The 24,881-nt window shown below is 46.0% G+C and carries 22 protein-coding genes; 19 read left to right on the forward strand and 3 right to left on the reverse strand.

Annotation, left to right across the window (positions count from 1 at the left end; translation table 11 throughout):
- Positions 1–10 precede the first annotated feature (10 nt).
- The 8 genes from mmsB (at position 11) to R7O03_RS15655 (ending at position 9,054) form a co-directional block, all read left to right on the forward strand.
- Positions 11–916, forward strand: a complete 906-nt coding sequence (gene mmsB / locus R7O03_RS15620) for a 3-hydroxyisobutyrate dehydrogenase (RefSeq protein ID WP_053303716.1) — start codon at positions 11–13, stop codon at positions 914–916.
- A 110-nt stretch (positions 917–1,026) separates the two neighbouring features.
- Positions 1,027–1,785, forward strand: coding sequence for an SDR family oxidoreductase (locus R7O03_RS15625; RefSeq protein ID WP_053307782.1), 759 nt, complete (start codon positions 1,027–1,029; stop codon positions 1,783–1,785).
- Between the two features lie 799 nt (positions 1,786–2,584).
- Positions 2,585–3,466 carry a ubiquinol oxidase subunit II gene (gene cyoA, locus R7O03_RS15630; RefSeq protein WP_005388604.1) on the forward strand — a complete coding sequence of 294 codons (882 nt, stop codon included), beginning with the start codon at positions 2,585–2,587 and terminating at the stop codon, positions 3,464–3,466.
- A 5-nt stretch (positions 3,467–3,471) separates the two neighbouring features.
- Positions 3,472–5,508, forward strand: coding sequence for a cytochrome o ubiquinol oxidase subunit I (cyoB, locus tag R7O03_RS15635; RefSeq protein WP_005375781.1), 2,037 nt, complete (start codon positions 3,472–3,474; stop codon positions 5,506–5,508).
- Complete coding sequence (gene cyoC, locus R7O03_RS15640) at positions 5,498–6,100, forward strand: cytochrome o ubiquinol oxidase subunit III (RefSeq protein WP_005375782.1); 603 nt, start codon at positions 5,498–5,500, stop codon at positions 6,098–6,100. Before cyoB ends, cyoC begins: the two co-directional genes overlap by 11 nt.
- Positions 6,100–6,411 (forward strand): cytochrome o ubiquinol oxidase subunit IV, encoded by a 312-nt coding sequence (cyoD, locus tag R7O03_RS15645; protein ID WP_005375783.1) that lies wholly within the window; start codon positions 6,100–6,102, stop codon positions 6,409–6,411. The genes cyoC and cyoD overlap by 1 nt, the downstream gene beginning before the upstream one ends.
- A complete protein-coding gene (gene cyoE / locus R7O03_RS15650) occupies positions 6,372–7,286 on the forward strand; it encodes a heme o synthase (RefSeq protein WP_047100930.1) in 915 nt (304 codons plus the stop codon). The genes cyoD and cyoE overlap by 40 nt, the downstream gene beginning before the upstream one ends.
- Positions 7,287–7,947: 661 nt before the next feature.
- Entirely contained in the window at positions 7,948–9,054 is a 1,107-nt protein-coding gene (locus tag R7O03_RS15655; protein ID WP_053303714.1) for an NADH:flavin oxidoreductase, read from the forward strand.
- A gap of 80 nt (positions 9,055–9,134) precedes the next feature.
- Here the strand turns inward: R7O03_RS15655 and R7O03_RS15660 are convergent, their stop codons facing one another.
- Complete coding sequence (locus R7O03_RS15660; protein ID WP_104970091.1) at positions 9,135–10,025, reverse strand: LysR family transcriptional regulator; 891 nt, start codon at positions 10,023–10,025, stop codon at positions 9,135–9,137.
- Positions 10,026–10,180: 155 nt separating this feature from the next.
- On the opposite strand from R7O03_RS15660, the gene R7O03_RS15665 reads away from it, so the two are divergent.
- From R7O03_RS15665 to R7O03_RS15695, 7 genes are all read left to right on the forward strand, one after another.
- A complete protein-coding gene (locus R7O03_RS15665) occupies positions 10,181–10,579 on the forward strand; it encodes a RidA family protein (RefSeq protein ID WP_005375789.1) in 399 nt (132 codons plus the stop codon).
- Between the two features lie 73 nt (positions 10,580–10,652).
- Positions 10,653–12,113, forward strand: coding sequence for an aldehyde dehydrogenase family protein (locus R7O03_RS15670; protein ID WP_137282552.1), 1,461 nt, complete (start codon positions 10,653–10,655; stop codon positions 12,111–12,113).
- Positions 12,114–12,182: 69 nt separating this feature from the next.
- On the forward strand, positions 12,183–13,172 hold the full coding sequence (locus tag R7O03_RS15675; protein ID WP_005388594.1) for a membrane dipeptidase: 990 nt from the start codon (positions 12,183–12,185) through the stop codon (positions 13,170–13,172).
- Positions 13,173–13,281: 109 nt separating this feature from the next.
- Positions 13,282–14,883, forward strand: coding sequence for a BCCT family transporter (locus R7O03_RS15680; RefSeq protein WP_017634251.1), 1,602 nt, complete (start codon positions 13,282–13,284; stop codon positions 14,881–14,883).
- Positions 14,884–14,984: 101 nt separating this feature from the next.
- Positions 14,985–16,721 (forward strand): hypothetical protein, encoded by a 1,737-nt coding sequence (locus R7O03_RS15685; protein ID WP_318114073.1) that lies wholly within the window; start codon positions 14,985–14,987, stop codon positions 16,719–16,721.
- Positions 16,718–17,449, forward strand: a complete 732-nt coding sequence (locus tag R7O03_RS15690; protein ID WP_025767672.1) for a DUF3726 domain-containing protein — start codon at positions 16,718–16,720, stop codon at positions 17,447–17,449. Before R7O03_RS15685 ends, R7O03_RS15690 begins: the two co-directional genes overlap by 4 nt.
- Before the next feature lie 142 nt (positions 17,450–17,591).
- Positions 17,592–17,969, forward strand: a complete 378-nt coding sequence (locus R7O03_RS15695; protein WP_005390944.1) for a nuclear transport factor 2 family protein — start codon at positions 17,592–17,594, stop codon at positions 17,967–17,969.
- 82 nt (positions 17,970–18,051) lie between these two features.
- On the opposite strand, the gene R7O03_RS15700 is transcribed toward R7O03_RS15695, so the two are convergent.
- Both R7O03_RS15700 and R7O03_RS15705 read right to left on the reverse strand, forming a co-directional pair.
- On the reverse strand, positions 18,052–19,047 hold the full coding sequence (locus R7O03_RS15700; protein WP_005375798.1) for an ABC transporter substrate-binding protein: 996 nt from the start codon (positions 19,045–19,047) through the stop codon (positions 18,052–18,054).
- 141 nt (positions 19,048–19,188) lie between these two features.
- Positions 19,189–21,423 carry a hypothetical protein gene (locus tag R7O03_RS15705; protein WP_318131831.1) on the reverse strand — a complete coding sequence of 745 codons (2,235 nt, stop codon included), beginning with the start codon at positions 21,421–21,423 and terminating at the stop codon, positions 19,189–19,191.
- A gap of 427 nt (positions 21,424–21,850) precedes the next feature.
- Here R7O03_RS15705 and artP point away from each other — a divergent pair, with 427 nt between their 5' ends.
- From artP to artM, 4 genes are all read left to right on the forward strand, one after another.
- Positions 21,851–22,579: an arginine ABC transporter ATP-binding protein ArtP gene (gene artP, locus R7O03_RS15710; RefSeq protein WP_318131832.1), complete on the forward strand. Its 729-nt coding sequence runs from the start codon at positions 21,851–21,853 to the stop codon at positions 22,577–22,579.
- 88 nt (positions 22,580–22,667) lie between these two features.
- Positions 22,668–23,399 (forward strand): arginine ABC transporter substrate-binding protein, encoded by a 732-nt coding sequence (locus R7O03_RS15715; RefSeq protein ID WP_054579000.1) that lies wholly within the window; start codon positions 22,668–22,670, stop codon positions 23,397–23,399.
- 1 nt (position 23,400) lies between these two features.
- The gene (gene artQ, locus R7O03_RS15720; protein ID WP_042521067.1) at positions 23,401–24,090 is read left to right on the forward strand and encodes an arginine ABC transporter permease ArtQ; all 690 of its coding nucleotides are present in this window, start codon (positions 23,401–23,403) and stop codon (positions 24,088–24,090) included.
- Positions 24,087–24,755 (forward strand): arginine ABC transporter permease ArtM, encoded by a 669-nt coding sequence (artM, locus tag R7O03_RS15725; RefSeq protein WP_005388569.1) that lies wholly within the window; start codon positions 24,087–24,089, stop codon positions 24,753–24,755. The genes artQ and artM overlap by 4 nt, the downstream gene beginning before the upstream one ends.
- The last annotated feature ends 126 nt before the right edge of the window (positions 24,756–24,881 follow it).

Raw genomic sequence — 24,881 nt, forward strand, 5'->3', positions numbered from 1 at the left:
GAGAATGATCATGAGTACCATCGCATTTATCGGTTTAGGAAGAATGGGGCATCCTATGGCGCAAAACTTACTCGCGTCTGGATTTAACGTGCAAGTATTCGATGTCGATAGCGAAGCCGCAAAGCAACTAGTACCTTTTGGTGCCGTGGTGGCGAGCTCTATCGAAGAGGTAGTAGATGGTGCTAGCACAGTCATCACGATGCTACCAGCAGGGTCTCACGTTCGTTCCGTGTATCTTGGTGACTTACACGGTGGCGTAGGTGTCCTCAATCTTGTCTCGCCAAGTACCTTGATAATTGATTGTTCAACCATTGATCCGGACTCCGCGCGATTAGTCGCCAATGAAGCGGCAAATAAACGCGTGTTGTTTGTCGACGCACCCGTTTCGGGGGGCGTTGCTGGCGCTAAAGCGGCGACATTAACCTTTATTGTTGGTGGTTCGGATCAAGCGTTTTCTAAAGCCAATGCGATTTTGCAGTATATGGGAAAAAATGTTTTCCATGCTGGCAAAGCAGGCGATGGTCAAATGGCGAAAATCTGTAACAACCTTATGCTCGGCATTTTAATGTCTGGTACGTGCGAGGCATTAAACCTAGGTATCGATCATGGACTCGATCCAAAAGTGCTATCAAACATCATGCTGCAAAGCTCTGGCCGAAATTGGGCATTGGAGCTTTACAATCCTTGCCCAGGCGTGATGGACAGTGCGCCAGCCAGTCACGATTACCAGCCGGGCTTTATGAGCAAACTCATGCTAAAAGATCTCGGCTTGGGGTTAGATGCGGCGTTACAAACACATTCTTCGGTTCCGATGGGGTCGTTAGCGCGCAACTTATATTCTTTCCACAACGCGAGCGGCCACGGCGAGCTCGATTTCTCAAGCTTATTTGAGTTATACAAGAGTAAGAAAGGCTAGACCGAGTTTTGTGACAAACCAGCCCGAGATGGTGACCTAAAACGCGCATCATTTCGGCCAACTTAGACTGGTTGAGATAGAGAACATTACGAGCTATGGAGTGCACCAATATGGACATAAAAAGTAGTGTTATTGCCATTACAGGAGCAGGGCAGGGGCTTGGGCAAATGATGGCCATTACCCTTGCTCAAGCTGGCGCTGATTTAGCGTTGTTGGATGTAAACGCCAGTGGCTTAATGGAAACACAAGAGCAGTGTCGAATGCTGAGTGCGAAAGCGTTGACATATCAAGTGGATGTCACCAACGAAATCGATGTTGAAACCACGTTTGAAGCGATTATCCAAGATTTTGGTCAACTCAATGGGTTAGTCAATAACGCTGGCGTGTTAAGAGATGGGTTACTTGTAAAAGCAAAAGATGGCGTGATCAGTAAGATGTCTTTGGATCAATTCAATTTGGTCATGAACGTTAACGTGACAGGAACATTTTTGTGTGGGCGTGAAGCTGCCGTCAAGATGATTGAGAGTGGCTCCCGAGGCGTTATCATCAATATTTCTAGTGTTGCGAGAGCAGGGAATATCGGACAAACCAATTATTCTGCATCTAAAGCGGCGGTCGCGACCATGGCGACAACATGGGCTCGTGAGCTCGCAAGATACGGTATTCGCGCGGCGGCGGTTGCACCAGGTGTAGTTCATACCGCGATGGCAGAGCAAATGAAACCCGAAGCCATAGAGCGACTAGAAAAGATGATCCCAGTTGGCAGGATGGGCGAAACAAGCGAAATCGCGCATGCAGTAAAATACATTATTGAGAGTGATTACTTTACTGGCAGGGTTTTAGAAGTGGATGGCGGCATTCGTATGTAAGTGACCACTGAAATAAGGCTCTGATAGACCTGAATAATAAGTCTCTTTCCATTTCAACATTTTCTATGTTGTGGAGTGCTAATTCTGCGCAACCCAAATGTATTTACAACTTATGTTTGGATTTACCTTGAGAATGATTTCTCACAATCCAATAAAGAGATGTAAATACCACTCAAATATTAAGTGAAATCATTAATTTGATGTTGATCACACTTTTGATTTTTTAGCTTCCGCTTCTCATTAAGGCTATCTGCGTAAATGAAGTTGATAGTCAGTCTCATCAATTTTTAGTTTCAACTGTTTGTTTTTAAATAATTAATTGTTGAAGCACGAGAAATTCGTGTTGAGGTTAATATTCTATTTAAAGTGTGTAACTTCCATTAATGGAAGGTTAGTTTCCAGTTGTGGCTAATGAGCTTTAACTTTTTACTCCTCATAATGCGCCAAATGTAACATAGTGTTTCAAAGTGTAACAATAAACTCACACTAAGAGTGTGGTTTTGATCTCCACTCAATTCCGTTTTGTTTCGCTCTGAGCCCGACGTTACTCATGCTCAACACATAAACATTCTAATGACTATAACAACTGGTTCTTGGCTTGATACCAATCGTATCGTAGCAAATAACGGTTCATCCTAGCTGGTAAAATGCTTGATGACGAAGTTGAAAAAATTGTAAGTAGAATAACTACTTATCGAGGTTTTTTCTTGTTCTCATACATTACCTCTGCGCTATTTGTGAGCTCTTATTTACTTTGATTGGCATCTGCTTTGAAACCAGACAACCATCGAGAAAGTTAATGGAAGCCTCAAGATATAAACGCATCTTGTCGAGGGGAAGTTTGGCGTCCGTCATACTTATGCTCTCAGGATGTAATTCAGCTTTACTTGACCCCAAAGGTGCCATTGGTGTGCAAGAAAAAGAGTTAATTATTACTGCTCTTTTGCTGATGTTGATCGTTGTAATCCCTGTGATTTTAATGACGATTTACTTCGCTTACCGATACCGCGCCTCTAACACTGAAGAAGAGTACGCACCCGAGTGGTCACACTCGACCAAAATCGAAGTGGTGGTATGGACAATTCCAATCATCATCATTGCGATTCTTGCGACGATCACATGGCGTTCGACTCATGAACTAGAGCCATCCAAACCTTTGGAAAGTGATGTTAAACCAATGACCATCGAAGTGGTGTCACTCGATTGGAAATGGTTGTTCATCTATCCAGAAGAAAACATTGCGACGGTGAACTATGTGGCGTTCCCGAAAGACGTGCCAGTGCAGTTCAAACTGACTTCGGACAACATCATGAACGCGTTTTTCATCCCTCGCTTAGGTACACAGATCTACGCGATGCCAGGCATGGTAACCAAGCTCAACCTCATAGCGAACCACGAAGGTGACTACAAGGGTTTTGCATCGAACTACAGCGGCGAAGGCTTTTCGCAAATGAAGTTCACAGCTTCAGCAATGTCTGATCGTGCTGCGTTCCTAAATTGGGTGCAGAAAGTGAAGGCGAGCCCTGATCGTATTGAAGATTGGGAGCAATACAGCTCACTGGCAGCGCCAAGTATCGCAGAGCCAGTCACTTTGTTCTCTAGCGTTCCTCCGTTCTTGTTCACCGACGTTGTGACTCAGCATCCTGGTTCAATGAACTGTTTGCCTGAAAACCAAGGATAATCGTAATGTTTGGAAGATTAACTCTTGATTCAGTTCCATTCCACGAACCTATTATTGTCATCACCCTAGCGGTTGTGGCGCTGGTTGGTTTAGCCGTAGTTTACGCGGTGACCAAAGCCGGAAAGTGGCAATATTTGTGGAATGAATGGTTTACTTCAGTAGACCATAAAAAACTTGGCTTCATGTACATCGCAGTAGCGATGGTGATGCTTGTTCGTGGTTTTGCTGACGCAGTCATGATGCGTAGTCAGCAACTCCTTTCTTCTGCGGGTGAAGCAGGTTACTTACCACCGCATCACTACGATCAAATTTTTACTGCCCATGGCGTGATCATGATCTTCTTCGTAGCGATGCCATTGGTCATTGGTCTGATGAACATCATCGTGCCATTGCAGATTGGTGCGCGTGACGTAGCTTTCCCGTATCTGAATAACTTGAGCTTCTGGCTGTTTGTTGTAGGTGTCATCCTAACAAACATGTCTCTCGGCTTAGGTGAATTTGGTCGTACCGGCTGGTTGGCGTATCCGCCGCTTTCAGGTATTGAGGCTAGCCCAGGAGTCGGGGTCGACTATTGGATTTGGGCGCTGCAGATATCAGGTGTTGGTACGACGTTAACAGGCGTGAACTTCTTCGCGACCATTTTGCGTATGCGTACACCGTCTATGCCAATGATGAAGATGCCAGTTTTCACTTGGGCGTCTCTGTGTGCAAACATTTTGATCATCATTTCATTCCCAATCCTAACGGTGACTATCGCTCTGCTTACGCTGGATAGATACCTAGGCATGCACTTCTTTACCAATGATCTTGGCGGCAACGTAATGATGTACGTCAACCTGATTTGGGCTTGGGGTCACCCAGAAGTGTACATCTTGATCTTGCCAATTTTTGGTGTGTTCTCAGAAGTCACCGCAACCTTCTCACGTAAAAAGTTGTTCGGTTACACATCGCTAGTTTGGGCTACCGTAGTTATCACGATTCTTGCCTTTGTCGTTTGGCTACACCACTTCTTTACGATGGGGTCTGGCGCGAACGTAAATGCCTTCTTCGGTATTGCCACGATGATCATTTCTATCCCAACAGGGGTGAAGATCTTCAACTGGCTATTCACGATGTACAAAGGCCGCATCCGCTTTACGACGCCAATGATGTGGACGGTGGGCTTCCTTATCACCTTTACTGTTGGTGGTATGACGGGCGTACTAATGGCTGTTCCGGGCGCAGATTTCGTTCTGCATAACTCAGTATTCCTTATCGCTCACTTCCACAATGTTATCATCGGTGGTGTGGTGTTTGGATGTTTCGCTGCGATCACTTACTGGTTCCCGAAAGCGACCGGTTTCACCATGAATGAAACTTGGGGCAAACGCGCGTTCTATCTTTGGATTATTGGTTTCTTAATGGCGTTCTTACCGCTTTACGCGCTGGGCTTCATGGGGATGACTCGTCGTTTAAGCCAAGACATCAACCCAGAATACTTCCCACTGTTGTCGATTGCCGCAGCAGGTACGGTTGTGATTGCGCTGGGCGTATTGTCTCAGTTCATCCAAATTTACGTGAGTATCCGTGACCGCGAGCAAAACCGTGATCTAACTGGTGACCCGTGGGGTGGTCGTACTCTTGAGTGGGCAACATCGTCTCCACCGCCGTTCTACAACTTTGCGCACCTACCAAAAGGTGATGTGCTGGATGCCTTCTGGTACCAGAAACAAAGTGGCGAGTTCGATCCAACTAAAGAAGTGGAATACGAACGTATTCATATGCCAAAAAACACGGCAACAGGCATCTACGTGTCGGCTTGGTCGCTCCTATTTGGCTTCGGCATGATTTGGTACATCTGGTGGCTAGCGGCGGCAAGTTTGGTCGGTATTATCGTGACGTGTATTCAGCATAGCTATAACGATGATGTGGATTACTACGTGGAAGTTGAAGAGATCAAAGCAATTGAGGCTGAACGTCGAGCTCAGCTTGAAGAAGCGAAGAAAAACTCAGTGAAAGACAGCGAAAGTAAAGATGATCTGGAGGTGACGTATGCAAACTAATATCGCAGCACATCACGACCATGATCACCACCATGACACGAATGGCAACAAGCTATTTGGCTTCTGGGTTTACCTGATGAGTGACTGTGTACTGTTTGCGACCTTGTTCGCGACTTACGCTGTGCTGTCGAGCAATTCAATTGCGGGCCCAACAGGTAAAGACATTTTCGAACTCCCATTCGTTTTTGTCGAAACCATGCTGCTGCTGTTTAGCAGTATCACATTTGGTTTTGGCATTATCGCGATGAAGCGCAACAACGTTGCTGGTCTCAAACGTTGGATGTTAGTCACGTTCGCGCTTGGTCTTGGCTTTATCTGTATGGAGGTCTATGAGTTCCATCACCTGATTGAAGAAGGCTATGGCCCACAAACCAGTGCATTCCTGTCGGCATTCTTTACGTTGGTTGGTACGCACGGCCTGCACGTAACCTTTGGTCTGATTTGGTTAGCGGTAGCATACCATCAACTGTCGACGAAAGGTCTGAACGACAATATGGCAATGCGCTTTAACTGCTTAAGCCTATTCTGGCACTTTCTAGATATCGTTTGGATTTGTGTCTTTACCATCGTTTACTTACTGGGGGTAATGTAATGGATCAACATGTAGAAACCAGTTCGTCAGATTACGTGAAAGGTTTTATTGCCTCACTGATTCTGACGGTAATTCCGTTCTACTTTGTTTGGACGAAATCATTACCAGATACAACGACCTATGCGATTCTATTTGGATGTGCATTAGTGCAGATATTTGTTCACTTTAAATACTTCTTGCACATGGAAACAAAAACATCCGACGGACGTTGGAACCTTGTATCACTGATGTTTACCGCCATTGTTGTACTTATCCTTATCGCTGGCTCGGTATGGATCATCTACAACATGAACGTCAACATGAAGTTGTAGGCCAAGGTATGCTGAAAAGTTATTTGTCTATCACTAAACCGGGCATTATTTTCGGCAACCTGATTTCTGTTGCGGCGGGGTTCTTCCTCGCCGCAAAAACAGAACCAGCCAGTCTAATGTTGTTCGTTACGACGTTAGTTGGTGTTGGGTTAGTCATCGCTTCAGGTTGTGTGGTGAATAATATTTTCGATCGTGATATCGACCAAAAGATGGCACGTACACGAAATCGTGAAACAGTGAAAGGCAACATCAATATCGATATTGCGTTTGTTTATGCACTTGCTTTATTGCTGGTAGGAACCGCACTCTTATTTATCCGAGTGAATCCACTATCCGCTGTCGTCGTGTTGCTTGGCTACGTGTATTACGTGTTCTTTTACACGATGTGGTACAAACGTAACTCGGTGTATGGAACCTTAGTGGGAAGTATCTCAGGCGCAGTTCCGCCATTGGTGGGTTACTTAGCGGTAACAAACTTCATTAGCTTGGAAGCGATTTTACTCTTTACCATGTTCTGTCTCTGGCAAATGCCGCACTCTTATGCCATTGCCATGTTCCGCATGCAAGACTACCGAGAAGCCGGGATTCCCGTATTGCCAGTTAAAGAAGGTATTCATAAAGCGCATCGACACATGAAAGCGTATGTCGTGGCTTTTGGGGCAGCATCATTGGGGTTATTTTTACTAGGTGAAGCCGGGTATGAATACTTAGCGGTTGCAGCGGTTGTTTGCTTTATGTGGACGAAAGTGACCTTTCGCAGCATTGATGAGAACAACTACATCGCTTGGTCAAAGTCGGTGTTTAAAGTCTCACTGCTAGTGGTGATGGGGATCAGTGGTGTGCTTGGTGTCGAGTTGATTCCTCTAGCTCTGTAACAACCAGACCTAAGCGTTTGCTACGCGCCAATATCTTTTGCTGCTGAATGCATGAATGACCTTACCTAGAAGTAAGGTCATTTAACTTTCTATTGTCCTTTATTTTCCCTGTTCCTCCTCTAGCTTCACTATCACGTATTCATATCTAAAAGCAAAAACAACCAGTGTGTAAAACATAGTAGATCGCGCGTTTCCGCTGACGCGTAATAATGCCAAGAGATAGCGACGATTAAGCTAAAAGTATAAACAGCGCAATAACTCTACTTACCATATGAGAATTCAATATCGATAGTTTGTAATGTAAACATTTGGGGTAGTGCTAGTTCCCATAGCAGCATACAAACTAACAATGTGAATGTTTAAGTTGAATCACCAGCTAGCGAAATACAAAAGTTTTACGACTGAAAGTGGGTGAGGAAGCATCTTAACTCCAGTGAAATGAACACGATTAAGAATCATCCTTTTACATAATCTAAAAACTCACTAAACCTTAACCCAGATTAAAGTTTTGTCGTCTCCGAGGCATTAAGGTGCGCCTGTAGTTTGCAGGTCTCAAGGATTCAGAGAAGGAACAGCCATACATCGTGTATCGCTGTTCCTTTTTCGTTCTTGTTTACTTGCGAAAAGATAAAACATAAAGACAACTTTAAGAGGACTGGTTTTGAGCATTTTGTTTTCCGAAGCCCGCATTGGCAACATGACCCTAAAGAACCGTTTTGTGAGAAGCGCAACGTGGGAGAACATGGCGACCGAAGATGGTCACATGACGGCAAAGCTTTACGATATTTACGAAACGCTTGCGAAAGGGGAGGTTGGGCTTATTGTCACGGGTTATGCCAATATCGTTGAAGAAGAGAAACCCAACGCAGGTATGATGGGGATCTACAACGACTCTTTTATTGAAGAATACAAAAAGCTAACAGAGCTAGTACATCAACAAGATTCTAAAATCGTGATGCAAATTGCTTACGGTGGCACCAAAACCACCCATAACGTCGGTGAGCGTGTCATCTTCGCTCCGAGTGACGTGCCTGAGCGTGGTACAAATACGCAAGGCAAAGCGATGACAAAGGACGAAATAGACTACATCGTAAAGGCATTCGCATTGGCGAGTAAACGTGCTCAAGACGCTGGTTTTGACGGCGTAGAGATTCATGCGGCGCACACTTATTTAATTAACCAGTTTTTAAGCCCGTACTATAATCGTCGCGAAGACGAATATGGTGGTGACTTAGAAAATCGCATGCGCTTTCTTTTAGAAATTTATTCTGAAACCAGAAAGCTGGTTGGAAGCGAATTTCCCATCCTCGTTAAACTGACGGCAACAGAGTTCTTTGACGGCGGTTTAACGTTCAATGAAACTCGCGTCGTCTGCAAGAAACTTGAAGAAATAGGCGTTGATGCGATCATCGTATCTGGCAATGTTCACGGCAAAGCAAACGAACTTGTTGGTCAAACGTTCGATGGTTACACACTACAAGAAGAAGGTTACTTTCACGAATATGGTCACGTGATCAGCCAGGACGTTAGCATACCGGTGATTACTGTCGGCGGGCTGAGCGACATTGATGCGATTGAGAAAATTGCAGAAAACACAGATATCCAATTTTTTGCTGTGTCACGCCCTTTATTGGCTGAGCCACAGTTGATCAAACGTTGGAAAGAAGGCAATCGCGCACCAGTAGATTGTGAACGTTGCTCAAAGTGTCGTACCAAGCGTGGTAACTTTTGCGTGGTGTATAAGAACCGAAATCGTCGCAAAAAATAGAACGAAGCGAATACACAAATACAAATTAGCCTCCACTCTGAATATGGAGGCTTTTAATTATCCGCATGTTAATCGAACCATTATTTATCTTCTTTTTGATAGTTTAAATAATGGACACAAAGATCGTGAAATGCTTTAGCTTGAGGCGAGATCGTGCGATCGGTTAACGTAAATATACCAATTTGCCTTTCAAGTGGTGGATCGATAAGCGGAATCCAAACCAAGCGTGTTTCATTGGTTGGGAAAGCAAGCTTAGGTAGGGTCGTGACACCAATCCCAAGTTCTAAGACAGAAAACAGCGAAGTAATATTTTCGACCGAATAGAGCGCTTGCTGACTCAGAGCTCTTGCTGGGGTTGGATCGAGAAGTGTACAAGTGCCGTTACGGATAAAGGGTTGTTCCAACAAAGTTTGCCACTCGATTCCTTCTGGATGACTCGCAATAGGGTTGTCCTTTAAACACACCACGCCTATTGGATCGGCTAACAGCGGCGTAAAGTCAATGCCGCCCTCATCGAGGTGAGAGGGGTTACCGAGCGCTAAGTCGACCTCACCGGAGAGTAGGCGAGCCTCGACGCCAGCGGCATTATCGTCTATCAAGCTTACTTCTACATTTGGATACTGTTCGCAAAAGGCGCCCAACACGCTAGGAATGAGCTTCGCTGCAACAGAAGGAACGCTCGCAATTCGCACTCTCCCTTGCTGTCCGGCAGCGGCTGCTTTGAGATCGTTGTCTAGTGCACTGTAGATATTGAGAAACTGAACCACTTTGGGAAGACAAATTTCACCAAACGGGGTCAATTTGGTTTTGTTTCCGGGTTCAAACAGCGTTTGTCCTAGAATTCTTTCAAGCTCTTTTATCGATGTTGACAGTGCCGCCTGAGAACGATTTGCACGATGTGAAGCGGCTCGAAAGCCTCCTTCCTCGACTACCATCACAAAATGCATTAATTGTTGAAGCTTAATACTCATCCCTAATGCCTCTTAATCCCTTTATTTACGTTATTTTAAATAGAGCGATAAGTTTAACTTATCAAATGTCAAAAATTTACCGTTAGATTTATCGCCTGTCAATGTGCATCATTTAACCATATTGAAACAAAGTTGTTACAAAGGTTGAAAGGCACGTGAATACTCCTACTAAAAAACACCCAGTTAAAACCAGTCTATTTGCTTCTAAAGCGCCGCTTGAATGGGCGATAGTCAACAACGGAACCCTGTATACGGCTCAAATTCCTATTGATGACACAGGCGCGGTTGTGGAAGGCGGTATCGAAGCACAAACACGTCAAACCTTTAACAATCTCATTCACACCCTGGAGTGTGCAGGGGAGTCTTTGGACTCGGTGTTGCAGGTCCTGATTTATGTGACCGACAGAGAATACTTAAAGACCGTTAACCAAGTGTACGCGGAATATTTTGAAGCGCCGTACCCAAATCGCGCCGCCATGGTGGTTGCAGGGTTAGCGCGAGAAGAGATGTTGGTGGAGTTTGTTGTCTACGCGTCGGCAAGCCAACCAGAATAAATCCAATAAGAACAATTAGAGATCAGTGAGTGGGTGGCTTGCCATCACAAATCGGAAGAACAAGGAAAGAACCATGACTTTTATTAACAATGTTCAAGCAGAAAAATCCCTCTATATAGCAGGTGAATGGCAATCGGGCATGGACACCATCGCCAATATTAACCCTTCTGATATCAGCGAAAACATTGGCGATTTCGCACAAGCGAGTGTGTCGCAAGTAGAGCAAGCGATTCAAGCGGCTAAATCAGCGCAGCCAGAGTGGGAAAAAACACCAATCGAGCGCAAGCAAGCAGTGCTACAAGCGATTGGTGATGAGCTCATTGCACGATGTGACGAATTGGGCACCTTGCTTTCGCGTGAAGAAGGCAAGCCATTTGCTGAAGGTCGAGGTGAGATATACCGTTCTGGCCAATTCTTCCAATACTTTGCTGCTGAGGTTCTGCGTCAAATTGGCGATAACGCTGCTTCCGTCCGTCCAGGTGTCTCCGTTGAAGTTACTCGCGAAGCCGTCGGCGTTATCGCCATTATCTCTCCTTGGAACTTCCCAACAGCAACAGCGGCTTGGAAAATCGCGCCAGCACTTGCGTTTGGCAACAGCGTCGTCTGGAAGCCTGCCAACCTCACCCCAGCAAGTGCCGTTGCGCTGACAGAGATTATCCATCGCCAAGGTTTACCTGCTGGCACGTTTAACCTCGTTTTGGGTAGCGGTTCGCAAGTCGGTAATACCCTTATCAATTCGAAGGATGTGAACGGCGTTAGCTTCACTGGTTCTGTGGACACTGGCCGCAAAGTTGCAGCGGCAACAGCACCAAATTTTGTGCGTTGTCAGCTAGAGATGGGTAGCAAAAATGCGCTCGTAGTGGCAGATGATGCAGACATTCAAATTGCTGTCGAAGCGACAATCGCAGGCTCATTCTCGGGTGCAGGTCAAAAATGTACCGCGTCTTCTCGTCTTGTGGTTATGGACGGAATTCACGACGCGTATGTTGAAGCGCTAATCAAACGCATGAGCGAACTTAAAGTGGGTCACGCTCTAGAAGAGGGCGTATTCATGGGTCCTGTTGTTGATGGTAACCAGCTGAATGCGAACTTTGAGTGGATCGAAAACGCTCGCCAAGCGGGCGCAGAGCTGGCTTTTGGTGGCGAGCGTCTGAGCCTAGAGCATGACGGGTACTACATGTCACCAACCCTGTTCTTGAACACACAAAACAGCTGGGAAGTGAACCAAGAAGAAGTCTTTGCGCCAATGGCGAGCGTGATTCGCGTTTCTGATCTGGATGAGGCAATTGCAGTCGCGAACGATACGCGCTTTGGCCTGACAGGCGGCATTATCACGCAAAGCTTGCGCAATAGCGCGATCTTCAAACAGCAAGTCCAAACGGGCTGCGTCATGGTTAACTTGCCAACTGCGGGTACAGATTATCACGTTCCATTTGGTGGCCGTAAAGAATCTAGCTTTGGTCCTCGTGAGCAAGGTCAGTACGCCAAAGAGTTCTACACCGTAGTGAAAACCGCTTATCAGCGTCCTTACTAAGATCGGCAGGGTAACTGATGGTGTCAGTTGCCCGCACGAAAAGGCTAAGAAATTGTTTAAGGAGTGGTTATGTACCAACAACGGATTGTGATTGACGGATTGCAGTACTGCAATTGGGATCGAGAGTATTTCCAAACGCTTAAGGCGAGTGGCATTACTGCCGTTCATGCCACCATCGTCTACCACGAAACTGCGCGCGAAACCTTAACGCGTTTTGCTGAGTGGAACTTGCGCTTCGAGCAAAATGCGGACCTCATCATGCCTATTTATTCAATGGCAGATGTAGAAAAAGCCAAAGCAGAAGGCAAAGTCGGCATCTTCTTCGGCGCGCAAAATTGCTCACCAATCGATGATGAAATTGGTCTGATTGAAGTGATGCGCCGCCAAGGTCTGCTGATCATGCAACTGACCTACAACAACCAAAGCTTACTGGCGACAGGTTGTTACGAACAAAACGATTCCGGCGTAACTCGCTTTGGTAAGCAAGCTATTGAAGAGATGAACCGAGTCGGGATGATCATTGATATGTCCCACAGTGCGGAGCGTTCTACGTTGGAAGCCATCGATCTTTCTTCGCGTCCAATTTGTATCAGCCATGCTAACCCGACGTTTGCGCATGACGCACTGCGCAACAAATCCAACACCGTGATCAAAGCACTGACGGAGCGCGGTGGTTTGATTGGATTCAGTTTATATCCATTCCATTTGCCAAATGGCAGCCAGTGCACGCTGGATGATTTCTGCCAGATGGTAGCGAAAACCGCAGACATGTTTGGCGTCGACCATTTAGGCATCGGTAGTGATCTGTGCTTAAACCAACCGCAACAAGTATTGGAATGGATGCGCAACGGGCGTTGGTCAAAAGCGATGGATTACGGCGAAGGTTCAGCAAGTAACTCGGGATGGCCAGATGCGCTGCCATGGTTCTGCGGCAGCGCAGGGATGGAGAACATCTACAACGGATTAATGGGTCACGGATTCAGTGAATCTGAGGCTGGAAAAATATTGGGTGAAAACTGGTTCAACTTCCTTAAAGAAGGATTAGAGCCTATTTCATAGCATTCCCCAAAGTAGGAACCGCCTGCCCACATAATAACAATACGGCAGGCGTAAAACTCACATTTGTAGCCAGTCTTTGGCTGCTGCAAAGAACCTCTGGAGCCAGAGTATGTCTGATTTAACCAATAGCATGAAAGCTTCCACGATGAGCGTGTCATCGGGCAAGTCAAAAGCAAAACACAACACATCAACAACAGAAAACACGACGGACAAATTAGGACTGAATAACCCGGCCTTTTGGTATAGCGGTGGTTTCATCGCGTTGTTCGTTGCTATTGCACTTTATGACGGCGAGCTGTTATCTACGATCGTTAACGCTGGCTTTGGCTGGGCAGTTCAGGTATTTGGTCCATACTGGCAGTTACTGCTGCTTCTCACTTTTCTTATTGGTCTTGGCTTGGCTGCAGGGCGAACAGGCAAGGTGATGTTGGGCGGGATTGCAAAACCAGAAATGGATTCTTTCCGCTGGATGGCGATTATTTTCTGTACCTTATTGGCTGGTGGTGGCGTTTTCTGGGCCGCGGCTGAGCCTATCGCGCATTATGTTAGCCCACCTCCTTTGTACGGCGCGCAAGATAACCCGCAGCAAGGTGCGGTGAATGCGTTGTCGCAATCCTTTATGCACTGGGGCTTTCTAGCTTGGGCGATTGTAGGTAGCTTAACTTCCATCGTGGTGATGCACCTACATTACGACAAAGGTTTACCACTAAAACCCCGTATTTTGCTTTACCCAGTCTTGGGCGAACGAGCACTTAAAGGCCAACTCGGTGCATTGATTGACGCATGCTGCATTATCGCGGTAGCCGCGGGCACCATCGGGCCCATTGGGTTTCTGGGCTTGCAGGTTAGCTACGCGTTAAATGCGCTGTTTGATATTCCTGATGGCTTTACCACTCAACTTATCATCATCTTGTTTGCGATTGCTCTTTACACCCTGTCAGCACTCAGTGGATTAAGCCGAGGCATGCAACTGCTTAGTCGTTACAACGTGATTCTGGCAATGGCATTGATGGTTTACATCCTGTTTTTTGGCCCTACGAATTTTATCTTTAACGGATACATTCAAGGTGTAGGGAGCATGCTGGATAACTTTATCCCAATGGCGACCTACCGTGGTGATGAAGGTTGGCTAAGCTGGTGGACAGTATTTTTCTGGGGCTGGTTCCTTGGTTATGGTCCGATGATGGCAATTTTTATTGCGCGTATTTCCCGTGGTCGAACTATCCGCCAAATCATTTCCACCATCAGTATTGTGGCTCCGTTAACCACCTGTTTTTGGTTCACGATTGTGGGCGGCTCAGGCCTTGCGTTTGAAATTGCTGAACCGGGTAGCGTGAGTGCGGCGTTCGAAGGCTTTAACCTGCCAGGTGCTTTGCTTGCGGTGACTCAGCAACTACCAATGCCAATGCTGACTTCAATTCTATTTCTGATTTTAACCACGATCTTCATCGTCACGACGGGCGACTCAATGACCTACACAATCAGTGTCGTGATCAGTGGTGAAACGGAGCCGAATGCGATCATCCGTACCTTCTGGGGCGTAATGATGGGTGTGACGGCACTAATCCTGATTTCTCTTGGCTCTGGTGGCATCTCTGCACTGCAATCTTTCATTGTGATTACCGCGGTTCCGGTTTCGTTGATTCTGTTACCGTCACTTTGGAATGCGCCGCAAATCGCAATCAAAATGGCGAAAGAGCAAGGGCTATAACAATTATCTAATTCAAACAACGTGGAGCTTGTGCGGGTGTTTTCCTCCTGCATCCGCACAAACCCTAGTATTCTTACAATAACAAATAGGTGGTGAGCAAAATGGATGCACATCGTTCTACTTATACGGAAGCAACTATGCGCGATGCAGCGATTGTCATGGCAGCCGAAAGGCTTGGCGCAATGCACCAAAACCGAATCAGCTTTGTACGCAGTCTGATTCGTAATATGGCAAGCCAAAACTGGCAAGTAACCAAGCATGAGTGGCAGCTTTGTCCTCGTGGTTATGGTCATGTGATTTACAAATTGACCACGCCAGAGCACGTTTATCATTTGGTGGTATTCTGTGATGAAATTGCCGACGACGAGCGTAATGATCGCGTAATTGCTGAAAAGTGGGACGTCACATTTGCACTGGTTCAAGGCGATGTTGATGTTACTTTGTTGGAAAGATTGCGAGAAAATGTACCGCTGCAAGAAGCGGGACGTAATCCAAACAACGTACTTGTTCTTGCTCGCGCAAATAAAAGTGTGCGCGTGTTTGAGCACATTGTTAGCGCACTTTCTCAAGGCGAGCAGCCTGAGCCGAAAGAGTTAGCGGAAGTGGGTTATATCCTGCGTACCACAGCAGTTTATGGTAACGGAAAGTTTGGTATCGCCGATTTCAAACTGTTAGAGAACAACTCAGATTTCAGCCAGTCTTTTAGTGCGCAAATGTGTGCCGTATATATGTTGCGTGAATTCAGCCTAGATTGGGTGCACTATCTGGCACTTCAACAAGGTGGCGACAACGCGGTGGCTTTGCATCGTGGCTTGCAGCGCTACCTTGGTGTCGGCAATGCGACTGGCTTAGGCATGGCTCCATACTTGATTAATCACCCGTGCATCGTTGACCAATGGATGACCGCTCGCGAACGTGCGGTAGCGCGAGTCTTTGCGATGCCATGTGAAGCTTCATTCCATGCTCCTTTGCAAGGATTACTACAAAAAGCACAGCGTCATTTAGAGCAAGTCATCACCATCAATGAACATCAAGATAGGCTCAATCACCAAGCGATATCAGACATCAAACAACTGCTATCAGAGCTAACAACGTTAATGGCATCACATCCGAACTGGGCGAGTTTGGTCGAGCATAAGAAAACAATGAGTGTGGAAGCCCAAGAAATCCTCACCTCTTGCTTGATCGAACTCTACCCATCTTTAGTGGATGAATTTGCTAGCCAAATGAATACGGATGAAATGTTATCTATTCCGGGCGGGAAAAAGATCCAAGATTTACTGGAAGTGTTGCAAAGCAAGTACCGCTGGGCGATTGATGCGGATTACTCACTAGCCGAGAACAACTACTGGTTCTGGTATCGCTCACAAGATAAAGAAGAGCCAAGGCTTGGTGTTCGCGGGGAAGAGGCTGGAGAAGAAAAAGAACTGCCGCTTGATATCGGCAGACAAGTGAATCGCTTGTACCAGGCCTTGCTTGACTGTGATGTAGAAATGTCCGTAGCAGAGTTTCTATTGCAAAAACCGGCTTATCGTTCGATCACACGTCGCGTATGGACGCTAGGCAACCGTGCGATGGGGGATATTCAAATGAATGTGCTGCGTAAAGATGCGTTACCAATGCACTTACTGCGCTGTAAATTGGCGATCTTTGGCGCGACTAAGTTTGATCCGCGCTCGGATCGTTGGGTTCGAGTAACTTTCTTCCAAGGTGCGCCGTTGTTAGATGAAATTCACGACCCTAAACTGGCAGACACATGGATTTTCCCTAGCATGCCGCCACGTGACGAAATTGCGCAAAGTGATAATCAAAAAATCAGTGGAGGATTTGCATTATGATCGTCTCTCACAACGAATTGGTGGCCGCGGTTAATAAGGCATTTCTTGGCATGCGCCGTCACTGTGGTGAGGCGGATGTCATTGCGAACATGGTGGCGGACTTGCAAATGGTTGGCTTACATGGAGTTCGTCATTTTAATAACGCCAGTCTGTTTCTTGGGTTAGATTCAGACTGCGCCGTATCGGTGACCAACAGTACGCCGTCAAGCATAGAGGTAGAACTGCACAACGGGAGTGTAGCGTGTCATTTACCCGCGGTGTTGGATTTCGCGCTCGAGAAAATGATCAACCGTAAGTCGATTACCATTACGTTGAAACAGTGTCATAACCGTTGGTTGGGTTTCAGTGAGTTGTTGAAGCTCTCTGCGAAAGGCATCGCGTGTCGCGCACAATGGGTCAATGGCTCTAGTCCCAAGCGAACGCTTTATGTGTTAAACCGCGGACGAATCGCACCAGAAGTCTTTTTCTCGGATCAGTTTGATGGGCATGATACGGATTTGCATAGTATGGTTATCGAGCTCTCCGTGAACGATTTCGATATCGAGAAAAGTGCACAAGGGTATACCACCCACATTGAAGGTGATGAGTTAAGCCGCACGCAACAAGCTTCTTGGCAAAATGGTATCTTTGTCGAAGACCAAGAATGGGAAACACTGAAACAAACCGCAACCGCGTTGCTGGTGGAGAACAGTGAGCGCTCTATGCTCGGTGCTGGTGGTGTGGTTTAAGCGATGAAAGGCGATGATTCCAAGTAGAAGTGATGAAGGCTGCGGTTTAGCGGCCTTTTTTGTGCGCGATGTTTGGTCACTTCTGAAGTTCAAAGACTATGATTACCGTTATCCGCAAGATGGAGCAACACAGGTAAGAAAAATGGATCTGCAAGAGAATAAAAGAAATGCCATTGCGTTTTACGAAACCGCCTATCGAGGTAATCCAAGAAAAGCGGTTGAAGACTATGTTGGCGATGAGTACATTCAGCACAATCCATTAGTTGGAAATGGCCCCGAGGCTTTTATCGAGTATTTTGAGCGAATGCAAAATGAGTATCCCAATAAAGACATTACGTTTGTGCGAGCTATTGCTGAAGGGAATCTGGTGGCACTACACACTCACCAAACATGGCCTAATGATATTGAATACGTGACGATGGATTTCTTTCGTTTTGATCATAATGGGAAAATCGTCGAACATTGGGACGCTCTGCAAGAGATACCCAAAGAAACATTGAATGGTCACACCATGTATTAACGAGTCGTTGACGAGTCTCCCATGCCGTTTATTCAAACGGCATGGGAGGTTAAATGATTTGTGGCACTTTAAGTATTAATCATCAAAGCGCTTTTTCGATTCTCACCGCGACGTCTTCAGATACCCAGCCTTTCCACAAGTCAGGGTAGGTATTAAAGAAGTAAAACATCGCTTCTTCACCGTCCGCGTAGTTATCTTCCATCCAGGCCAGCATTTCACTCATTTGCTCGTTGGTAAATCCGCGTTTCTGCAAGTACGCGAATGCTTGGGGTTCTTTGCTCGCAAACGCCTCCGTTGTTACTGTGCGAACTGGAGAAGGTGGGTACATTGTTACTTTTGGTGAAGCGCAATCAGGCTGAGTGGTACAGTTACGATACTCTTCTAAATCTGTTCCGCTACCAAAATCCACTTTGACCATATCATACTTGCCCAATACGGGGGTCGGTGACCAGTAGTAACCAAACCAAGGCATTTTGCGATCATAGGCTTTGGCGATGGTGCCAGCTAATGCTGCGCCAGATCCTGGGTCAACCATCTCAAAGCCGTGCTCACTTAACCCTAATGCATTAAACAAGTGACCGGAGGTGATTTGGCATGTCCAACCAGCAGGGCAGCTATAGAACGCGAACTTGTCATCATCTTCTGGGTGTTCAAATAGTTTGGCGTGCTTGATGACGCCTTCTATCGTCGCGAGTTCTGGATACTGTTTTACCAGATAGGCGGGAACCCAAAAACCTTCTTCACCACCATTGACAAGCGATTCACTAGCGATGCGCAAGCGTTTATCCGCAATCCCTTTATCAAGTGCTTCTTTAATACCGTTTGTCCATAACTCTGGCGCAACGTCAGGCTGTCCCTTTTCAATCATAGAGGTGCCTGTAGGAACGCTATCACCAGGGATCAATTCCGCATCGCACTGGTAGCCTTCATTTAAGACAAATTGGTCGATGTGCGCCATTAAGCTGGCCGAATTCCAATTCATGTCTGCGATGGTTATTTTTCCGCATTCGTCCGCATTTGCATGAGTAGATAATGCTGATAGCAGCAGAACAGAGAGCATTGAAGGTGTCGTCTTCATGTGACTGAATTTCCTTGTCGTTGTCATTTACTTCAGTATATACATCGGTTTATAAAGATTCAGTGAACAAGTTTTTTTCAGTGACGTTAAGCATAAAAACGGTGATTTATGAAGCGTTTGGTGAGGCGTGTTGAAAGGGAGTTAATACAGCAAGAACACTCCTTCGTAGCCGCCAATCTCAATATGAGAAACATAGTCGCCGATGTTACCGTCTTGATCTACAGGTCGCATAGGCTCTGGAAGCACGATTGTCATCTTCGGTGAGGTGAAATAATCGATATTCTTGCCAAAGAAATCAGTTCGATACAGAACTCGGCCTTTGGTGAATTCGCGGGCTAACACCATCTCTGTAGGGCCATGCATCACTACCGTATCGTCTGAGTGATACGCAAAGTACGTATGGGTTGGTAACAAATCGATAGCGCCATTGGGCAAGTCAGGATGAGCCACTTTGCTCATAGAAGCATCTCCAATCACCGTGTAATCGGCAGGATAGGGCGTGCTGGTGGACATCATTACCGGAGTCGCCTGATACCCCTCTGGTATTTGATTGGCAGGCTCTCCCAAATCAACGGCAAGCAAGGTGCTAGGTTGATAAGCAATATTCATTGGTACGCCTGCCTTCCAGAAGTTGTCACTTGTTGTGTTATTACTTCCATATAAGTAGCCATTGTTCCACTGATTAAAGTAACTGCGCTCAGGGTGATAGTTTAAGTAGAACACTGCTAGTGCAGAGTATTGGTCCTGTTTCCAATTGTCTTCTGTGTTCCCAAAGTATTGAACGCGACCATAACGCGTTGTCGCTTGATAAATCACTTTCTGGCCAGCTTTGGCGAGTGCAGAGTTATCCCAAAACTTAGCTAACCCAGCATAGCCACTAAAGCCGGTAGAAGGGAAAAGGTAGTGCTCGCGCAAGTACAAGGAGCCAGCGTTAACCAAGTGGTTTTGCCCATTACGACCGAATAAGTTTGCCGTACCTATGTTGAGGCCAATTAACGCATCTTCATCCAGCGTTGCCAGTTTATTCAAGAACGCCGAGAATTGCGCCTTGTACGCATCGTCAGCAGCTTGGCTACCCGCCACCAAACCAAGCTCATCCACTGTGCCTCCGGAATATATGTAGAACTGATTTGCACCGAGTAACTTATTCGTATCGTCGTTGTACGCACCATTTAAACCTTGTTTCGCCCATTCAGCTTGGTAAGAGTGGCGCATTGTATTGGCAAAAAAGGGATTGCCGAGATTGGTCAATGCCCAAGAAGAGGTTTGATTCCACATACGACCAAATGGAATAACGCGTGACTCCCAACGAAATCGTGCGGTTGCATTCTTATTTGAACGGTTTTTGTATTCATTCCAAGAAAGATAATTGTCTTGGTTTCGATCTGCAGATGTGTCGAAGCCACGAATTTTACGCCAGCGTTGAATGGTTTGACCTTCAGGTGTCTCCGTTGGTGCTCCTGAGATATAGACGGCAGGGAAGCTATCTTTGAGTTGAATGTTTTCGAGACGTGGGCGGTTTTCTATGTTGTCGTCATGCCAAGTAATTTTCGCAACGTAAAGGCGGCCGCCGTCGCGTAAAAAGGTGGAGCCAAAGTACTGACCGCCACCATAAGTTTTTCCGCTACCATCATGCGTTGTAGCGCGAACCCAATCCAAAGGAACTGACCAGCTTACTGTTTGGTTTTTAGTCATGTTCTCAGTTTTGTCTTTTTTAATCGCGACGCTTTTCCATTCAGTTACCCGACCAAACGAGTCGATAGCAAAAGGGTATTCAATCGTGAAGCTGCCGCCTTGAGCAAACTGAGAAAACGTAAAGGTTAAGCGGTCGAACTTCTCTGAGTGATAAACATAGAGGGCACCACCATTATTCGCCTGACCGAACACATCAGCATCCCATGGCGGTGGTTGATATAGCCAAAAACCGGCGTGGTCAGCGCTGGCGGTATAGCCAACGATCATCGGTTTTCGATTGAGTAGAGTATTCTCGCCATGGCTTGAGTCGACTTCAGCTAGGATAGTGTCTTCAGAAAAGTGGAGAAAGAAATCTTCGTAGTCAACTCCATTCAGTTCTGCTTGGTTACGTATATCGTTTTCCAGCCAACCTGAGTTAAGTTCCAGCTTTTGGTTGTACATGTAACCAAGCGCTTTTACACGCTCGTTATCACTCTTATCTTTGTAAGCTCCAAACACGATATCGGCATTATCCAACTCCCATTCAAGTGCAGCGGCAGCAGAGATAGGCTTATCTTGAAGATCAATACCCTGTTCATGCAACCCAGGTAATACGATTGCTGTTCTACTCCAAACGTTGGGTACAGAAAGCAAGCTCAAAGAAATGAGTGTAACGAGAGAAAAACAATGCGACTTCAACATGGAGTTATCCCATTAATACTTAGATGACTCAAATTAAGAGTCAGATACAAAGAGAAATTATAGTCCATTCGCGAAGTCGTAATCAGGACCCTGCCATAGAGGACTTTACAGGAAAACTAACAGGGGATGCTGTGCAAAAATGAGCGGGTGTACTTGGAATAGATCATCCTCATAGACTCAAAACTTCCTCTACACGTCAGCACAAAAATAACCACCATTTTAACCTTGTTTCGGTCGTCACCATGTTGTTGGATTTTTCTTCAACAAATTCAGTTAAAACTAACTCTTCAAACCAGTCAGATACTCTGTCTTGGTGGTAGCTGATCATACAAAAAATTAACAAATTAAATTTTTATACATTTTTATTGCATAAAAAGTCCAGTTGAGTAATATAAATACCAAGTGACAATTAATGCGGTATGTCAGCATGACTATTCAGGTAAGCGGAATCAATAAATCCTACGGTGAGACACAAGTGCTTCACGATGTCAGCTTTAAGTGTGAAAGCGGGGAAACACTGGTGTTACTTGGTCCAAGTGGCGCAGGGAAGAGCTCTCTACTACGTGTTCTTAACCTTCTTGAAGGGGCGGATAACGGCAAGCTAAACATCGCAAATGACGCATTCGACTTTTCAACTGAAATCAAAGAGAAGCAAGGTTTAGCGCTTCGTCGTAAAGTGGGCATGGTGTTCCAACAGTATAACCTATGGCCGCATATGACAGTGATGGAGAACCTGATTGAGGCTCCGGTAAAAGTCGCTGGCATGGATAAAGAAGAAGCGAAGAAGCAGGCAATGCAAATTCTTGCGACGCTGCATTTGGCAGACAAAGCGGATGCATGGCCGATGCAACTTTCTGGTGGTCAGCAACAACGTGTGGCGATTGCTCGTGCATTGATGATGAAACCGGAAGTCTTGCTTTTTGATGAACCGACCGCTGCGCTTGATCCGGAAATTACTAACCAAGTCGTTAAGATTATTAAAGATTTAAGCGAAACCGGAATTACACAAGTAGTTGTGACGCACGAAGTGGATTTCGCCAAGAAAATCGCTAGCCACGTACTGTATTTAGAAAAAGGACACATCGTTGAGCACGGCACAAATGATTCGTTTTCTAACCCGCAAACCGCCCAGTTTGCTGACTACTTAAATCACTAAATCACGTTTTTAAAGTTCAGTCTATTTAACAGATAAGCTCGGCTGTCATTGCGAGTGTCAGCCCACTAAGTACACACGGAGTATTGCAATGAAAAAGATTCTACTAGCTTCACTAATCGGACTTGTCTCAGCGAATGCAGCAGCACAAGAAGAGATCAAATTTGCGATGGAAGCGACGTACGCCCCATTCGAATACATGGATGAAAACAACCAAATCCAAGGTTTTGATGTGGATCTGGCGAATGCACTATGTAAAGAAATCGAAGCAAAATGCACCTTCCACAACCAATCTTTTGACAGCCTGATCCCTGCATTAAAATTCAAGCGCTACGATGCGGCAATCTCTGCAATGGACATTACTGAGGCGCGTTTGGAGCAAGTGAATTTCACGAATGCATACTATGACAACTCAGCAGCGTTTGTTTCTATCAAAGAAAAAGTGGCTGATCAAAAAGCACTAGAAGGTAAGCGTGTTGGTGTTCAAAACGGTTCAACACACCAAAGCTACCTGATTGAGCAAATGCCGGGCGTAACCGCGGTTCCTTACTCAAGCTACCAAGACGCGTTCATCGATATGAAAAATGGCCGTATTGATTCTGTATTCGGTGACACAGCAGTCGTAGCAGAATGGTTCAAGAAAGAAGACAACCTAGCTTACGTGGGTGAGCACATCACTAACCCTAAATACTTCGGTAACGGTTTCGGTATCGCAGTAAATAAAGGTAACGACGAGCTAGTGAACAAGCTGAACACAGCACTGAAAACAGTGAAAGCAAACGGCGAATACGACGTAATCTACAACAAATACTTCGGTAAGTAATATGGCACTAACGGGTTACTCTTTATCGCTTGTTCAAGCTAGTTGGATGACTGTCCAGCTAGCCTTCACAAGCCTCTTAGTCGGTTTGATTCTGGCAGTGGTATTCGCCAGTGGTGAAATGTCTCGCCGCGTTTTCGTTAAATGGCCAATGACGGCGTTTGTGACGATTGTACGTGGCTTGCCAGAAATCCTTGTCGTGTTGTTCATCTATTTTGGTTCGACGCAGGTTCTGTTTTTAATCACCGGCGACTTTATTGAAGTTAGCCCGTTCTTGTCTGGCGTGGTGGCGTTGTCATTGATCTTCGCTTCTTACGCTTCTCAAACTCTACGTGGCGCATTAAAAGCCGTTGGAAGAGGGCAGAGAGAAGCAGCAAGTGCACTCGGCATCAGTCAAGCACACGCTTTCGTTCGCATTGTTTTACCACAAGCAGTAAGACACGCACTACCAGGTTTAACTAACCAATGGTTGGTTCTGCTGAAAGACACCGCGCTTGTATCACTGATTGGCGTAACGGATTTGTTGAAACAAGCGCAGCTAACATCTGCAGCGACGCATGAAGCGTTTACATGGTACGCAACCGCTGCGGTGATTTACCTAGGCATTACTTTGATTACACAACGTGCCGTCAAACTGATTGATAAGAAGTTCTCAATTCAAGGCATGAGCATGGGACAGGAGGCGACCGCATGAACGAACAACACGTTTGGCAAATGCTGGATGGCTTAGGCACTAGCCTCCAATTGACCGCCGCTTCCTTGGTTGTGGGCTGTCTTTTAGCTCTGATGATGACGCTGACTCTGATCCTACGTACTCCGGGTTTGCATTGGGTAAGTCGTGGCATCATCACCTTGTTCACAGGTACGCCTTTGCTGGTACAGATCTTCTTGGTGTACTACGGTCCGGGTCAGTTTGATGCCGTAAGAGAAAGTGTATTCTGGACATGGTTAAGCCAACCTTGGTTCTGTGCGATGTTAGCGCTAGCACTCAATACCGCTGCATACAGCACTCAGTTGTTCAAAGGAGCGTTTAACGCGATTCCTTCTGGTCAATGGCAAGCGTGTCGTGCATTAGGTATGAACAAAACCGCAACACTAAAAGTGCTGCTGCCATACGCTATTCGTCGTGCGGTTCCGGCTTACTCGAACGAAGTGATTTTGGTCTTCAAAGGCACGTCACTAGCAAGCACGATTACGATCATGGATCTGATGGGTTACGCGCAGCGCATTAACGCACAAACTTACGATACGTTGACGGTATTTGGTATTGCGGGCGCATTTTATTTAACGGTAAATGGTGTGCTAACTCTTATTTTCCGTCAGGTAGAGAAGAAAGCATTGGCGTTCGAAGCCGCATAAACCTTCAATCAACACTCATCATCTCGTTCCACAGTGCCTTTGCAAATGACTCTCTTGCAGGGGCATTTTTTATATTCGTTATGGCAAATCCCTCAAGTTCCACCAAACTTAATTCAATGCAATTGT

Origin of the sequence: Vibrio sp. Vb2960, from assembly GCF_033337665.1 — a bacterium.
Lineage (GTDB): Bacteria > Pseudomonadota > Gammaproteobacteria > Enterobacterales > Vibrionaceae > Vibrio > Vibrio alginolyticus.